We start from the raw sequence: 15,708 nt of genomic DNA on the forward strand, positions 1-15,708 counted from the left end.
TTTTTCGACAGGACACCCCTGTCCTGGCGAAAAACTGGCCGCATCCATGCGGCCACCCTGCGGGCTGTTCCTCCACCCGCCCGCCGCGTCATACGGGGACCCCGAAGGTCCGGAGCCACAGCAAGAGCAGAACAGCCCCGGCGTTGCTGGGCGGCTGTTTGTTTGTTGTAGGAGCGCACCCTGTGCGCGAACGCCGACCGCAGGGCGGCCTGTCAGGCCGCGGTCGCGCACAAGGTGCGCTCCTACAAGGGTTTCGAACGTTCGTGGATGGCGGATCAATCTTGCCGGTCGGCTCTTTGTGGGAGCGCACCCTGTGCGCGACACCTACGGAGCGATACACCCAGGCGTGGCTGTCGCGCACAGGGTGCGCTCCCACAGACACGCGGAGCCCTCTCCCTGGGCGGGAGAGGGGCAAAAAGCAGGCTTAGGCAGCCCGCTTATCAAACTTGCGAATGAAATCCCGCACCTGCGGATACACCGTCTGCCGCCAGCGTCGGCCGCTGAAGATGCCGTAATGGCCCGCGCCTTCGACCACGCGATGTTCGCGGCGGTCGGCCGGAATGCCGCTGCACAAATCATGCGCCGCTTCGGTCTGGCCGAGGCCGGCGATGTCGTCCAGTTCGCCTTCGACGGTGAACAGTGCGGTCTTGGTGATGGCGGCGGGCTTCACGCGTTCGCCGGAGACATCCCACAGGCCGCGCGGCAGCAGGAACTGCTGGAACACGGTGGCGATGGTGTCGAGGTAATACTCGGCCGGCATGTCGAGCACGGCGTTGTATTCGTCGTAGAACTTGCGGTGCGCCTCGGCGTCGTCCTGGTCGCCACGGCGCAGGTTCTCGTAGAAATCCCAGTGCGAATTGAGGTGGCGGCCCGGGTTCATGGCGATGAAGCCGGCGTGCTGCAGGAAGCCGGGGTAGACCTCGCGGCCGGTGCCCGGGTAGTTCGGCGGCACGGTGTGGATCAGGTTGCCGCGGAACCAGCTGAGCGGACGCGTGGTGGCGAGATTGTTGACGCCGGTCGGATTGCTGCGCGGCTCGATCGGGCCGCCCATCATGGTCATGCTCAGCGGCGTGGCTTCGCCGCGCGCTGCCATCAGGGACACTGCGGCTAGCACCGGCACGGTCGGCTGGCACACCGAAATGACGTGCACGCGCTCGACGCCGATATGGCGGATGAATTCCTCGATGTAAGCCACGTAGTCGTCGAGATGGAACGGGCCTGCGCTGGTCGGCACCATGCGCGCATCGACCCAATCGGTGATGTACACCTTGTGGTCCTGGAGCAGGGTCTTGACCGTATCGCGCAGCAGCGTGGCGTGGTGGCCGGAGAGCGGCGCTACCACCAGCACGGTCGGGTCGTTCTTGAGCTTCTCGATGGTTTCCGGGTCGTCGCTGAAGCGCTTGAAGCGCTTGAGCTGGCAGAACGGCTTGTCCAGCACCACGCGCTCGATCACGGCAATTTCCTGGCCGTGCGCGGTCACCTGCGGCAGGTTGAACGCGGGCTTCTCGTATTCCTTGCCCAGACGATGCAACAGCTCGTAGCCGGCCGCCATGCGCGGCGCGCCCGGCAGATGCGAGAACGGACTGGTGATGTCGCTCAGCAGCTTGGCGCTGGCTTCGGCGTAGTGGCTCAGCGGGCCGAGGAAAGCGCGCTGCCACTCATGGATCTGATAAAGCATCGGGGTGGAACCGGGAAGCGTCAGAGAAAACCATCTTACCCGGTTTGGCGCAGTCGTGCTGCGCCGCCGCATCGTCTCAATCCTGCTGAATCAGGTGCTTAGACGCGGCGGCAAAGCAACAGCAATTCGTCCACGCCATCGCAGTCGGGCATGCCGCGCTGCCAGCGCAGCGGCTTCTGCATGCGCAGGCCCAGCGGCATGATCACCCGGTTGTACCACCACAGGGCGCGCTCGCGCTGGTGGGTGAGATACCACTGGCCCAGGCCCAGCAAGGTCTTGGAGGTGGGCTGCATGCCGTAGATGGCGCTCTGTTCGATGGTCCAGCCGTTCGGCTCGAGCTTGCGCAGGATCTGCGCCGGCTCGTAGCGACGGTAGTGGCCGACGAACTCGTCGAACTCGGTCCAGGCCGCTTCGTGCAACGGCACGGACAGCAGCATGCGGGCATCGGGTGCTGCAACGCGGGAGAGCTCGCGCAGCGCCTTGTCGTCGTCCAGCACGTGCTCAAGGATGTCCAGCGCGCAGACCAGATCGAAGCTGGCGTCGGCACAGGGCAGGGCGCTGATGTTGGCGCGCGCGGCGCTGGCGCCGTGCGAGCGAAGTTCGCCCAGCGCCGCCGTGCTGATGTCGACGAAATAAGTGCCATCGATCGGCAGGCGCGGGCGCAGGCCCGGAGCCACTTCCAGCCGGCGCGGCAACGCCATGGCCAGTTCGCGCACCATCGGCCAGGTGTTGAAGCGGCTGGGATCGACCAGTCGCGAGCCCGACCACAGCGAGTCGTAGAACGCCTGGTTGATGCGTTTTAGCTCGGTGGCGTCGCGACGGGGTAAGGCAAGCGAGGGCATACGACAAGTGTTGCCGGAAACCATCTCACTTTCATGTGAAGCTTTCCTTACCTGCGCAAAACCGTGCGCGCGATCACATCATGGAATGCTCGTCGACGCGGATCGAAAATAGCTACGCCAAACCAGACGATCCATGCGACGGCCATCGCCCACAGCGCCGCCTTCGTGCCGAACCAGGGAGCCAGCACGAGCAAGCCCATGGGAGCTGCCGCGACCAGCAGACGCACCAGCGCCTGGGTGAACGTGATGCCAGACCCATGCTCGTTGCTGACACGAATACGCCACGGGCGCATGCCCAGCGTGCGTCCGCCGCGCAGCCACGACGCGATGAAATACGCCGACACCACCAGCGCCTGCAGCGGCTGATACCACCATGCGATACGCGCATGCCCCTCGGTGCTGATCAACTGGCCGCCGGTGACTCGCTGGCACACATAACCCACCACCATCACGATCGCGACGACGGCGAGCAGGTCGTAGAGGAGGGCAAACAGGCGGCGCCACAAGGGGCAATAGATATCGGCAGCGGTGCTGGAAGTCATCGAAACGGCAGCCTGCAAAGGTAACGCTTGCACGTGGCGAGGCGGGCGGCCAGCATCGCGTCCATGCAGCAAGAAGAACCCAGTATCGCCGAAGCCGACCGCCGCAGCATCGATGCCTTCATCGAGCGCGTGTGGTCCGAAGATGGATTGTCCGACCGCACGCTAGAGGCGTACCGCAGCGATCTGGAGAGTCTCGCGCGCTGGCTGGGCTCGCAGGGCCAAAACCTGCGCAGTGCGCAGCGCCAGCACCTGTCCGCCTATCACGGCAGCCAGCCGGTGGCGGTTCGTTCGCTGGCGCGCCGGCAGTCGGCGTTTCGCCGTTACTACGCCCACGTGGCGCGCACCGAGCCGGGTTTTGACGATCCCACGTTGCTGATCGAGCGTCCCAAGATGCCGCGCAGCCTGCCCAAGGCCCTGGCCGAGCGCGAGATCGAAGGCCTGCTGGACGCGCCGGACCTGGGCACCACCCTGGGCCTGCGCGATCGCGCGATGCTGGAACTGATGTATGCCTCGGGCCTGCGCGTCTCCGAACTGGTGCAATTGCCGCTGGCCTCGCTCAACCTGCGCCAGGGCGTGGTGCGGGTGACCGGCAAGGGCGGCAAGGATCGCCTGGTGCCGATCGGCGAGGTGGCAGCCGAGCGCATCGAGGCCTATCTGGCCGCGGCGCGCCCCACGCTGGCGCGCGGCAGGCAGCCGGTGGCGCTGTTTCTCAGCAACCGCGGCGAAGGCATGACGCGGCAGATGTTCTGGACCCTGGTGAAGCGCTACGCCATGCAGGTGGGCATCGTGTCCAAGCGCATTTCGCCGCATGTGCTGCGGCATTCCTTCGCCACCCACCTGCTCAATCACGGCGCCGACCTGCGCGCGCTGCAGATGCTGCTGGGCCATAGCGCGCTCAGCACCACCCAGATCTACACCCTGGTCGCCAAGGAAGGTCTCAAGCGGCTGCACGCCCAGCACCATCCGCGCGGTTGACCGACGCCGCGGGTGTGCCAAACGGCCCGCATCCGCGTTCAGGCGCCTGTGCGAGAATGGCTTTCCCCCACGTTTCCCTCCGGGGAAATGCATGTCCACGAGGTCTGCGATGTTCAAGAAATGGTTGCTGGCGCTGTGCGTCGGCGGATTGGCACTTAATGCCTGTGCCGCGCCGGACGGCACGACCGGTGCGAGCACGGCTGCGACCGCCGCTGCGACCGCCGCCGCGGCCACCGGGCCCGAATCCGCCATTCGCCGCGCCGTGCAAGGGCTGGTGCCCAACGCGAGCATCGACTCGATCCGCCCGGCGCCGATGCAGGGCTTCTATCAGGTCATCGCTTCGGGCCATCTGGTCTACGTGTCCAATGACGGCAAGTACATGCTCAATGGCGACCTGATCGACCTGGGCAGGAAGAAGAACATCACCGAAGATGGCTGGGCCGAGTTCCGCAAGGCCGAACTGGCCAAGGTGCCCGAGGCCGACCGCATCGTGTTCGCGCCGGCGAATCCGAAATATCGAGTCACCGTGTTTACCGACGTCAATTGCGCCTACTGCCGCCAGTTGCACGAGCACATGGCCGATTTCAACAAGGCCGGCATCGCGGTGGAGTACATCGCCTGGCCGCGCGAAGGCGTCATCAACGAGGCGGGCCGTACCACGCCCACCTATAACGAGATGGTCTCGGTATGGTGTTCCAGCGACCGCAAGGCCGCCTTCACCTCGGCCAAGCAGGGCAAGGCGCCCAAGGCCGTCAACTGCCCGAACCCGGTGAAGGACGAATTCGAGCTGGGCGTAAAGCTTGGCGTGTCGGGCACGCCCACCATCATTGCGGCCGATGGCTCGATGCTGGGCGGCTATGTGACGCCCGAGCAGCTGCTGCAGGCGCTTAAGGCCGGCGGTTGAGGTTGGCCGACTCGTGCGGCTTTGTGCCCCTGGTATGCGGCAATTGGCCTTAGATTCATTGAGTTAGCCTGACTGGGCGGCGTTGGACTACCAGCGCCGCCCGAACCGCCGCGATGCTGCGTCGCGGCAGTGTTGATGCGCGATGAGGTACAATCAGCGTTTTCGCCTACCTCCTGTCCCCGCATGATCGCACTCGACGGGCAGAGCGCCCTCTCCCCTTTTCGCCTTGAACGTCTGAACGCACGCCTGGAAGCCATTCATCGTGGCACCCGTGTGCAGGCGTCGTGGTTCATTTATTTCATCGACGCCGACCGCGAGCCGGAAGGCGAGCAGCATCGTCGTCTGCTGGAAGTGCTCGAAGCCAAGGAAGGCAAGCCGGAACACGCCTCGCTTTGGGTGGTTCCGCGACTGGGCACGATCTCGCCGTGGTCCAGCAAGGCCACCGATATCCTGCATGGCGCCGGCTTCGACGTGCGCCGCGTGGAGCGTGGCGTGGCCTGGCAGGTCGCCAGCCTGCCGGCGATCGGCAGCGCGCAGTACGACGCCGTCGTCGCCGTGCTGCATGACGCCATGACGCAGTCGGTGCTCACCGACCTGAGCCAGGCGCACAGCCTGTTCCTCGGTGGCCAGCCGGGTCCCGTGGTCTATATCGAGCTGGGCAGCGATCCCAAGGCCGCGCTGGACGTGGCCAACCGCGAGCTGGGCCTGGCCCTGGCCGACGACGAGATCGAGTACCTGGTCGCGCGCTACGCCGAGCTGGGCCGCAACCCGACCGATGCCGAACTCTTCATGTTCGCGCAGGCCAATTCCGAGCACTGCCGCCACAAGGTGTTCAACGCCAGTTGGACGCTCGATGGCGAGGCTCAGGACAAGAGCCTGTTCGGCATGATCAAGAACACGCACCAGCATTCGCCCGCCCACACGCTGTCCGCCTATAAGGACAACGCGGCGGTGATCGAAGGCTCCGAGGGCAAGCGCTTCTTCACCGATCAGGACGGCGTGTGGCGCGCGCACCCCGAACGCGTCGACTACGCGATCAAGGTGGAAACGCACAATCACCCGACGGCCATCGCGCCGTGGCCGGGTGCAGCCACTGGCGCCGGCGGTGAAATCCGCGACGAAGGCGCCACCGGCCGTGGCGCCAAGCCCAAGGCCGGCCTGACCGGTTTCTCCGTGTCCGACCTGCGCATTCCCGGCCTGCCGCGACCGTGGGAAGTGGATCGCCCGTTGCCGCCGCATATGGCGACCGCGTTTGAAATCATGCGCGACGGCCCGCTGGGCGCGGCCGCGTTCAACAACGAATTCGGCCGTCCGGCGCTGGGCGGCTACTTCCGTACCTACGAGCACGAAACCGGTGAAGCGGGCGTGCGTCGCGGTTACGACAAGCCGATCATGATTGCCGGTGGCCTGGCCAATATCCGCAGCGGCCACGTGCAGAAGCGCGACGTGCAGCCGGGCAACAAGGTGATCGTGCTCGGCGGCCCGGCCATGCTGATCGGCCTGGGCGGTGGTGCTGCCTCGTCGGTGGCCTCCGGCACGTCCAGCAAAGAACTCGACTTCGCCTCCGTGCAGCGCGACAACGCCGAGATGGAGCGTCGCGCGCAGCAGGTGCTCGACAGCTGCTGGGCGCGCGGTGACAAGAACCCGATCGTCAGCGTGCACGACGTGGGCGCGGGCGGTCTTTCCAACGCCATTCCCGAATTGCTCAACGACGCCGGCGTGGGCGGTCGCATCGATCTTTCCAAGATTCCGTGTGACGACCCGTCGCTGTCGCCGATGCAGGTGTGGAGCAACGAGTCGCAGGAGCGCTATGTGCTCGCGATCGGCCCGGATGATCTGGCTGAGTTCGAGGCGTACTGCAAGCGCGAGCGTTGCCCGTACGCGGTGGTTGGCGATGCCACCGCCGAGCGTCGCCTGGTGGTGCACGATCCACGCACCGACACCCTGGTGATCGATCTGCCGATGGATGTGCTGTTCGGCAAGCCGCCGCGCATGCATCGCGATGCCAAGCGCCTGAAGCCGCGCGTCGATCTGATTCCCGACCTGTCCGGCATCGGCATGGACGAGGCGCTGATGCGCGTGCTGCGCCTGCCGACCGTGGGCAGCAAGAGCTTCCTCATCACCATTGGCGACCGCACCGTGGGCGGCCTCAATGTGCGCGATCCGATGGTCGGTCCCTGGCAGGTGCCGGTGGCCGATTGCGCCGTGACCGTCACCGATTTTGACAGCTACACCGGTGAAGCGATGGCGATGGCCGAGCGCGCACCCGTGGCGTTGCTGAGCAGCCCGGATGCAGCGCGTCTGGCTGTGGGCGAGGCGATCACCAATCTCGCCGCCGCACCGATCGCCTCGCTGGGCGAAATCCGCCTTTCGGCCAACTGGCAGGCGGCGGTGAACTTCCCCGGTGAAGACGCCGCATTGTTCGACGCGGTGAAGGCCGTGGGCATGGAACTGTGCCCGGAGCTGGACATCTCCATTCCGGTCGGCAAGGACTCGCTGTCCATGCAGACCATCTGGAAGGATGGCGACACCATGCAGTCCACGGTGTCGCCGGTGTCGCTGGTGATCACCGGATTTGCGCGCGTCACCGACGTGCGCCGCACGCTCACCCCGCAGCTGCGTCTGGACCGTGGCGATTCCGAACTGTGGTTGCTGGACCTTGGCGCCTGCCGCGATCGCCTCGGTGGTTCCGCGCTGACCCAGGTGTTCAATCGCGGCGGCGGCGTGCCGCCGGATCTGGACGATGCCAAGCGCCTGAAGTCGCTGTTCGAGCTGGTGCAGGAAGCCAACGCCAACGGCCTGCTGCTGGCCTATCACGACCGTTCCGACGGCGGCGTCATCGTGACGCTGCTGGAGATGGCGTTCGCCGGTCACTGCGGTCTGGAGATTCATCTGGACGGCTGGGCCGAAGCGACGCTGCGCGCGCTGTTCAACGAAGAGCTGGGCGCGGTGATGCAGGTGGCCTCGGCCAATCGCGAAGCCTTCGAGGCGCTGCTGGTCAAGCATGGCCTGACCAGCATGGCGTATCGCATCGGTCGTCCGAAGGAAAAGCTCGGCATCAAGCTGTTCCACAACGGCGACACCGTGTTCAAGTGGAACTGGCGCACGCTGTTCGAAGCGTGGAACGAAACCAGTTACGCCATGCAGCGCCTGCGCGACAATCCGGCCTCGGCCGATGCCGAAAACGCCTGGCGCCTGGATGATTCCGATCCGGGCATTCACCCGAAGCTGAGCTTCGAGCCGTCCGACGACATCGCCGCACCCTACATCGCCAAGGGCGCGCGTCCGCGCGTGGCCGTGCTGCGCGAGCAGGGCGTCAATGGCCAGGTCGAAATGGCGGCGGCGTTTACCCGCGCCGGCTTCGATGCGGTGGACGTCCATATGTCCGACCTCGCGAGCGGCCGCATCAAGCTGGCCGACTTCCGCGGCTTTGCGGCTTGCGGCGGTTTCTCCTATGGCGACGTGTTGGGTGCGGGCCGCGGCTGGGCCACGTCCATCCTCTACAACGAATACCTGCGCGCGGAATTCAGCACGTTCTTTGCCGACACCTCGCGTTTTGCCCTGGGCGTGTGCAACGGCTGCCAGATGATGGGTCAGCTCAAGGACATCATTCCCGGTGCGCAGCATTGGCCGAAGTTCCTGCGCAATGCATCGGAGCAGTACGAAGCCCGTCTGGCCACGGTCGAAGTGCTCGATTCGCCGAGCATCTTCTTCAAGGGCATGGCCGGTTCGCGCATCCCGGTGGCAGTGGCGCACGGCGAAGGCCGCGTGAGCTTCCCGTACAGCTGCAGCCCGTCGAAGGCTGGCGGTGCACTGCGTTACGTCGACAACCGCGGCAAGCCCACCGAAGACTATCCGCTGAACCCGAACGGCTCGCCGGGCGGTCTCACCGGTTTCACGGCTGCCGAGGGACGGGTGACGATCATGATGCCGCATCCCGAACGCGTGTTCCGCAGCGTGCTGATGAGCTGGCATCCGGAAAAGTGGGGCGAGGATTCGCCGTGGATGCGCATGTTCCGCAACGCACGGGTGTGGTGCGGCTGATGTGTTCCCACGCTAGGCCTGTGTTGAGGGTCTAGCGTGACTGCCGTCGCGCGCTGGTTGTCGCGAGTACTTCCAGGGCTGGCCTGGGCAGGCGTGTTGGCGCTGTTGCCCTGGTGGCTGGGCCTGCCGCTGCTGCTGCTGTCCGCGCTGGGCGCAGTTTGGTTCGACCGTCGCGCGGTACGCCATGCCGAGCTGTGCCGGCGTGCCTTGCGTTGGGGCTTGCCCGGCCTGTTGTTCGCCGTGCAACGCGCCCTGGGCGGCGATCTGCTGGCGTGGGGCGCGGCCTTGCTGGGCGCCCTGGTGGGTTTCTCGTTGGTGGTGTTGCTGGAGTCGCTGCTCGACCATCGCGTACGACGCACGCCGGCGGCGAAGGCCTCACCCGAGTGGAGCGAGCTGGCGATGGCACCGGTCGGTCCGCCAGCGCACATCATCGAACTGACCCGCGCGGACTGGCAGCTGGCCACGGCTGACTTCGTCGACGCCACCGGCACCGCCCGATTCGAAGCGACCGGCGATGGGCTAGGGCGTTACGTGTTCGCCCAGGGCCAGGTCATCGACAAGGCCAGCCCGCGCTACTGCAGTAGTCCTGGCGGACGCTGGTTTGCGGCGAATCTGCCGGGCGGCCGCGGCGAGATCCTGTGGGACCGGCAAGGCCATCGCACGCATCGGCTGGGCGGGTGGCAATTGAGCGGCTGGGACGGCGAGCAGCCGTGGCTGGCCGCCAGCAGCGACGCTGCACCGGCGCCGCTGCATGAAGTGTTGGGGCAGCTGCCGCGGCCATAGGTATTGCGTTTCATCCGCAGGCCCGTCTCGACATACACTTCACAGTTCACCCTGGATGAGCGCGTCCACAGCGGCCGGTGTGAACCCCCTGAACACTTTCAGTCACTCAATCTAGCCCCGGACAACGCATACTTGTGACTGTGACTACCGACGCACCTTCTTCCTTGTCCGCCGTGTTGCCGGTCAGCGTGATCGTGGTGGCCGCCGACAGTGGTCCCAGCCTGCGCGACTGCGTGCGGCGCGTGCTGGCGTGCGAGCTTCCGCTGGAACTGGTGCTGGTGGACAACGCCTCCTCCGATGGCATTCCGCAGGCGATTGCGCGTGCGCACGAGACCGACACGCGGCTGCGCGTGGTCTACAACCACGCCAACCTTGGCTTTGGTCCGGCGGTGAACCGAGGAGCGGCGCAGTCGCACGGCAAGTCGCTGCTGGTGCTCAATCCCGATTGCCTGATCGACAACCAGACGCTGCAGCGCCTGCTCGAGATGCTGGCCTCGCACCCGCGTGCGGGCGTGATCGGCGCGGTGGTATGCGACGAAAACGGTACGCCCGATCCGGCGTCCTACCGTCGCGATCCGCTGCTGCGCCGTGCCTTGAATACGCTGTTCCATCGCGCGGGTGAAGGCATCAACATCGAAGGCCCGATGCCGGATACCCTGGTCGAGGCCGAGGCGGTGTCGGGCGCATTGATGCTGATGCCGCGCCGCGTGTTCAACTACCTCGCCGGTTTCGACGAGACGTATTTCCTGCATTGCGAAGACCTGGACCTGTGCCGCCGCGTGCGCGATGCGGGCTATCACGTGATGCTTGCAGGCGACGTGCACGTGCTGCACGGCAAGGGCAGCTCGAGCCGTCATCGCCCGGTGTTCGTCAGCAGGCACAAGCATCGCGGCATGTGGCGCTGGTTCCGCAAGTTCGACCCGGACGCGCGCAAGCCGTGGATCGCCGGCGTGGTCTGGCTCGGTATCTGGACGCACTTCCTGCTGCAGATTCCGGGGCAGCTGTGGCGGCTGGCGCGGCGCAAGCGATCGCAGGACGCCGCGTGACGGCGCGCGTGTCGCGTACGGCGACCTGGGCCACGCTGGGTCTGGTGTCCGTCACCGCCATCTGGGGCTCCACCTTTTTCCTGATCAAGGATCTGGTGGCGCGCATGCCGGTGGCCGATTTCCTGGCCGTGCGCTTTCTGATCGCGGCCTTGGCGATGGCCGCGCTGTTCCATCGCCCGCTGCTGCGGCTGAGCCGTCGCGAGTGGTGGCAGGGCAGTGCGCTGGGCGCGATCTATGGCATCGCGCAGCTATTGCAGACGTCCGGACTGGAACACACGTCGGCGAGCATCAGCGGTTTCGTCACCGGCATGTATGTGGTGTTCACGCCCCTGCTTGGCACTGTGCTGCTGCGCCAGCGGCTGCCGTCGGTCACCTGGATTGCCGTGCTGCTGTCCGTCGGCGGCCTTGGCCTCCTTGCGTTGCACGGCTTGAGTGTCGGTTACGGCGTGTGGCTCACGCTCGCCTCAGCGGCGCTGTATGGCCTGCACATCGTCGGACTGGGCACTTGGTCGCGCCCTGGCAGTGCATTTGCCTTGTCGACCGTGCAGATGATCGTGATCGCGGTGATCTGCCTGCTGGCGACCTTGCCTGCCGGTCCGACGCTACCGCCCGATCTGGGTGCCTGGGCGGCCGTGCTGTATATGGCGTTGGCGGCCGGCGCCGGCGCGATGCTGGTGCAGACCTGGGCCCAGGCCCATCTGTCGCCGACGCGTGCGGCCATCGTGATGACGCTGGAGCCGGTGTTTGCGGCGGGCTTTGCAGTCACATTCGGTCATGACGCGCTGACCTGGCGCATGCTCGCCGGCGGCGCGCTGGTGCTGGCGGCAATGTACCTGGTGGAGCTGGCGCCGCGCAGCAGTGCGGTGCAGGCGGAAGGCTTGCATCACGAGGTGTAGGAGCGCACTTGTGCGCGACCAACCAACAAAGCGCAGCCGATATGGTGCCGCGGTCGCGCACAAGTGCGCTCCTACAGAGATAGCTCAATCCTTGCGCTTGGCCGGATGCGGCTGCAGCGCAAGGCGCACCAGGTAGATCACAATCGCCACGTTGGCGATCAGCGCGCCCAGCTTGAGCCAGCCGAACTTGTGGATGGTCTCGTACAGCTCCAGCGGAATCAGCGAGCCGGTGGCGATCACCGTGAACCATTCGGCCCAGTGCTTGCGCAGCCACAGGCCGGTGCCCTCGGTGGCGAAGATGGCGGCATAGGCGAGCGCGACCAGGCCGATCGCGACGAACTTGCTGGGGCCCAGCGATTGCAGCAGCTCCACCAGTCGCCAGCGCAGGCCGTTGCTGTCGGTCAGCGACAGGTGCTCCAGCCAGTGCACCAGTTTTTCGAAGTTCTGCTCACGGTCCAGGTGGAACGCGAAAATAGCCACCAGGATCAGGCACACCGTCTTCACGCCCTTGTAGATGGCGATGATGCGCAGGCCGAGGCTGTGCTGGGCCTCGATCTCCGACGAAGGCTGCAGGTGGGGATGGTGGTGTTTGGTCATCGGGAGTCGTGCAGTGGCAAGCGGCCATGATCTGTGCGGGATGATGAAGGCTAGGGCAGCGGATGCCCAGCCCCGTTCAGAGACGAGAAAGGCCATGCCCGGTTGGGCACGGCCTTTGGCGGGCTCCGACCGGTCTCAGCCTAGCAGCAGCGTCCGCCGGTTCCCTTGTAGCGGGCAATTTGCCGCTCCCTGAAAAACTCCTTGTAGCTGGGCACGGCGCGATCCGGGTGGTGCTCGCGCAGATGCTTCACATACACGTCGTAATCGGGAACACCACAGCAGAGGCGGGCGGTTTGCACCGCCCACTTCCGGATCGCCTGCAGTTCCATTTTCATGATGGCAGCCCTCAACGGCTGGGCGCGGTGCCCAGCGCCACGTATGGTTCTTCGTGCGCGGTGGGGTGGTTGATGCCCCAGGCCCGGACGATGGCCCGCAGCGTGAAGGCGAGCATGGTCAGGATCAGCAGCATGAAGATGCCGGTGAGTGCGGCGTCGACATAGTTGTTGGTGACGATGCGCTGCATTTCCTCCACCGTCTTGGCCGGTGCCAGGAGTTTGCCGTCGGCGGCAGCCTGCGCGTACTTCTGCGCAGCGGCCGTGAAGCTGATTGGGCCGCTGAGCTTTTCCCAGCCGGCGGTGAGCGTGCACACGCACAGCCAGATCGCCGGGATGCCCGGCACCAGCACGTAGCGTTCACGCTTGAGCTTCACCGTCACCACCGTGGCCAACATCAGTGCCACCGCCGCCAGCATCTGGTTGGCGATGCCGAACAACGGCCACAACGTGTTGATGCCGCCCAGCGGATCGACCGCGCCCTGGTACAGGAAGTAACCCCACAGGCCCACGCAGATCGCCGTGGCCAGCAGATTGCCGGTCCACGACTCGGTGTGCTGCAGCGGCTTGTGGATGAGGCCGGCGATCTCCTGGATCATGAAGCGGCCCACGCGCGTGCCGGCATCAACCGTGGTCAGGATGAACAGCGCTTCGAACAGGATGGCGTAGTGGTACCAGAACGCCATCATGCCTTCGCCCGGGATGATGCCGTGCAGCAGCTGGGCCATGCCCACGGCCAGCGTGGGCGCACCGCCGGCGCGGCTCAAGATGCTCGACTCGCCGATGTTCTTGGCGGTGTTGAGCAGCTCGTCGGGCGTGACCACGAAGCCCCACTGGCTGATCGCGGTGGCAGCCGATTGCGCGGTGGTGCCGATCAAGGCAGCTGGCGAGTTCATCGCGAAGTACACGCCCGGATGCAGCGAGGCGGCGGCCACCAGCGCCATGATGGCGACGAAGGCCTCCATCAGCATGCCGCCGTAGCCGATCATGCGCGCCTCGCCTTCATTGGCGATCAGCTTGGGCGTGGTGCCCGAGGCGATGATCGAGTGCCAGCCCGACACTGCGCCGCAGGCGATGGTGATGAACAGGAACGGGAACAGGTTGCCCTGGAACACCGGGCCGGTGCCATCGATGAACTTGGTGACGGCCGGCATCTGCAGCGTGGGCGCGGCCAGGAAAATGGCCAGTGCCAGCAGCAGGATGGTGCCGATCTTGAGGAAGGTGGAAAGGTAATCGCGCGGCGCCAGCAGCAGCCACACCGGCAGTACCGAAGCGCAGAAGCCGTAGGCGATCAGCAGCCAGGCCAGCGACTTGGCATCGAAGTCGAACACCGCCGACCAGGTCGGCGAGGCCGCCACGTGCGCACCGAACCAGATCGAGCTCAGCAGCAGGATCAGGCCGATGATCGATACTTCGAGAATCTTGCCCGGCCGCAGCCAGCGCAGATAAATACCCATCAGCAGCGCGATCGGTATCGTCGCCGCCACGGTGAAGGTACCCCAGGGACTGTGCGTCAGCGCCTTGACCACCACCAGCGCCAGCACCGCCAGCACGATCATCATCAGCACCAGCACGCCGAACATGGCGACCACGCCGGCGGTTGGGCCCAGTTCGTCGCGCAGCATATTGCCCAGCGAGCGGCCGTCACGTCGCACCGAGAGGCCCAAGATCATGAAGTCCTGCACCGCGCCGGCAAACACCACGCCGAACAGGATCCACAGCGTGCCGGGCAGGTAACCCATCTGTGCGGCGAGCACCGGGCCCACCAGGGGACCTGCGCCTGCAATGGCCGCGAAGTGGTGGCCGAACACCACCCACTTGTCGGTCGGTACGTAGTCCAGTCCGTCGTTGCGCAGCACGGCCGGCGTGGCCCGGCTCGGGTCCATGCGCAGCACTTTGTCGTTGATGAACTTGCTGTAGAAGCGGTAGCCGATCACGAACACGGCGATGGCCGCGGCGACCAGCCAGATCGCGTTGATCGGTTCACCCCGGCGCAGCGCGACCACGCTCAGACACCAGGCGCCAACGATGGCGATGGCGGCCCACAGGATTTTCCCTGCCGGACTTGGTTTGACGGCGACGGTAGACATTCGCGTTGGCTCCTGGAGGGTCCCCGGCAAGGGTCGCCCTGGGGGCGGCGGGGGTCAACAACATATTGCGTCGCCTCGCATTAGCCATTGGTCGAATGGGCGAACGGCGCGTGCGCATGCGCGGGCTTCCCGGCCGGCGCGTACACTGGCGGTCTGTCAGCCGCCGCGCGCGGCCTTGCTGAAGCGATGAAGAGGCGAGGATTTTTCCATGATCCGCGAGATCCTGAAGATGGGCGACCCACGGCTTTTGCGGGTGGCCCCGCCGGTGCCCGATGCGATGATCGGCAGCGCGGAACTCGATGCGCTGATCGCCGACATGTTCGACACCATGCACGAGGCCGGCGGCGTGGGTCTTGCTGCACCGCAGATCGGCGTTGACCTGCAACTGGTGATCTTCGGCTTCGACCGTTCGGAGCGCTATCCGGATGCCCCTGCGGTGCCGCGCACCATCCTGCTCAATCCGGTGCTCACGCCGCTCTCGCAGGACATGGAGGAGGGCTGGGAAGGTTGTCTGTCGGTGCCCGGTCTGCGCGGCGCTGTGAGTCGCTATTCGTTGATCCGTTATCAGGGGATTGATCCGCAGGGTGTGCAGATCGATCGCAACGCCGAAGGGTTTCATGCGCGTGTGGTGCAGCATGAGTGCGATCACCTGATCGGGCGGTTGTATCCGTCGCGGATCACGGATTTCAGCAAGTTTGGGTATACCGAGGTGCTGTTTCCGGGGATGGATCCGGGGGCGGATGAGTGAGCCCCGCTTTGCTCCCTCTCCCCTCTGGGGTGAGGGGCCAACCTAGCCTCATTGTGTGGACGAGCCGCTCCTGCTCGTCATTCCTGCGTATGCAGGAAGAGCTTCTCAACAGCCGAAAGGTTAGTCATCCAGTGACTTTGCGCTTGGTTGTCGCGATTAGGCGACCTGGCTCGCCTGCCGCGGGCTTCCGTCCTCCTGCCGGAGGCCGGGTTACTTTCTCTTGCTTGCCCA

13 protein-coding genes are annotated in these 15,708 nt (G+C 65.7%); 7 read left to right on the forward strand and 6 right to left on the reverse strand.

The window, feature by feature from the left end; all coding sequences use genetic code 11:
• Window positions 1-424: 424 nt before the first annotated feature.
• The 3 genes from Y882_RS13315 to Y882_RS13325 all read right to left on the reverse strand — a co-directional run bounded on the left by Y882_RS13315 (window position 425) and on the right by Y882_RS13325 (window position 3,062).
• Window positions 425-1,678: a polyhydroxyalkanoate depolymerase gene (locus Y882_RS13315; protein ID WP_046972424.1), complete on the reverse strand. Its 1,254-nt coding sequence runs from the start codon at window positions 1,676-1,678 to the stop codon at window positions 425-427.
• Between the two features lie 98 nt (window positions 1,679-1,776).
• A complete protein-coding gene (locus Y882_RS13320; RefSeq protein WP_046972425.1) occupies window positions 1,777-2,520 on the reverse strand; it encodes a class I SAM-dependent methyltransferase in 744 nt (247 codons plus the stop codon).
• Window positions 2,521-2,567: 47 nt separating this feature from the next.
• Complete coding sequence (locus tag Y882_RS13325) at window positions 2,568-3,062, reverse strand: RDD family protein (RefSeq protein ID WP_046972426.1); 495 nt, start codon at window positions 3,060-3,062, stop codon at window positions 2,568-2,570.
• 63 nt (window positions 3,063-3,125) lie between these two features.
• Here Y882_RS13325 and xerD point away from each other — a divergent pair, with 63 nt between their 5' ends.
• From xerD to Y882_RS13355, 6 genes are all read left to right on the forward strand, one after another.
• Window positions 3,126-4,037 (forward strand): site-specific tyrosine recombinase XerD, encoded by a 912-nt coding sequence (gene xerD, locus Y882_RS13330; RefSeq protein ID WP_046972427.1) that lies wholly within the window; start codon window positions 3,126-3,128, stop codon window positions 4,035-4,037.
• Between the two features lie 109 nt (window positions 4,038-4,146).
• Window positions 4,147-4,941, forward strand: coding sequence for a DsbC family protein (locus Y882_RS13335; protein WP_046972428.1), 795 nt, complete (start codon window positions 4,147-4,149; stop codon window positions 4,939-4,941).
• A gap of 183 nt (window positions 4,942-5,124) precedes the next feature.
• On the forward strand, window positions 5,125-8,985 hold the full coding sequence (gene purL, locus Y882_RS13340; protein WP_046972429.1) for a phosphoribosylformylglycinamidine synthase: 3,861 nt from the start codon (window positions 5,125-5,127) through the stop codon (window positions 8,983-8,985).
• 36 nt (window positions 8,986-9,021) lie between these two features.
• Window positions 9,022-9,768 carry a hypothetical protein gene (locus tag Y882_RS13345; RefSeq protein ID WP_156171473.1) on the forward strand — a complete coding sequence of 249 codons (747 nt, stop codon included), beginning with the start codon at window positions 9,022-9,024 and terminating at the stop codon, window positions 9,766-9,768.
• Between the two features lie 140 nt (window positions 9,769-9,908).
• Window positions 9,909-10,814 carry a glycosyltransferase family 2 protein gene (locus Y882_RS13350; protein WP_052949999.1) on the forward strand — a complete coding sequence of 302 codons (906 nt, stop codon included), beginning with the start codon at window positions 9,909-9,911 and terminating at the stop codon, window positions 10,812-10,814.
• The gene (locus Y882_RS13355) at window positions 10,811-11,710 is read left to right on the forward strand and encodes a DMT family transporter (RefSeq protein ID WP_046972435.1); all 900 of its coding nucleotides are present in this window, start codon (window positions 10,811-10,813) and stop codon (window positions 11,708-11,710) included. The genes Y882_RS13350 and Y882_RS13355 overlap by 4 nt, the downstream gene beginning before the upstream one ends.
• Window positions 11,711-11,794: 84 nt before the next feature.
• On the opposite strand, the gene Y882_RS13360 is transcribed toward Y882_RS13355, so the two are convergent.
• The 3 genes from Y882_RS13360 to Y882_RS13370 form a co-directional block, all read right to left on the reverse strand.
• Window positions 11,795-12,307 carry a DUF2127 domain-containing protein gene (locus Y882_RS13360; protein WP_211259179.1) on the reverse strand — a complete coding sequence of 171 codons (513 nt, stop codon included), beginning with the start codon at window positions 12,305-12,307 and terminating at the stop codon, window positions 11,795-11,797.
• A 140-nt stretch (window positions 12,308-12,447) separates the two neighbouring features.
• Window positions 12,448-12,642: a YbdD/YjiX family protein gene (locus Y882_RS13365; protein ID WP_046972430.1), complete on the reverse strand. Its 195-nt coding sequence runs from the start codon at window positions 12,640-12,642 to the stop codon at window positions 12,448-12,450.
• An 11-nt stretch (window positions 12,643-12,653) separates the two neighbouring features.
• Entirely contained in the window at window positions 12,654-14,729 is a 2,076-nt protein-coding gene (locus tag Y882_RS13370) for a carbon starvation CstA family protein (RefSeq protein WP_046972431.1), read from the reverse strand.
• 208 nt (window positions 14,730-14,937) lie between these two features.
• Between Y882_RS13370 and def the strand changes: the two genes are divergently transcribed.
• Window positions 14,938-15,477, forward strand: a complete 540-nt coding sequence (def, locus tag Y882_RS13375; RefSeq protein ID WP_046972432.1) for a peptide deformylase — start codon at window positions 14,938-14,940, stop codon at window positions 15,475-15,477.
• Window positions 15,478-15,708 lie beyond the last annotated feature (231 nt).

It is taken from the genome of Dyella japonica DSM 16301 (assembly GCF_001010355.1).
Lineage (GTDB): Bacteria > Pseudomonadota > Gammaproteobacteria > Xanthomonadales > Rhodanobacteraceae > Dyella > Dyella japonica.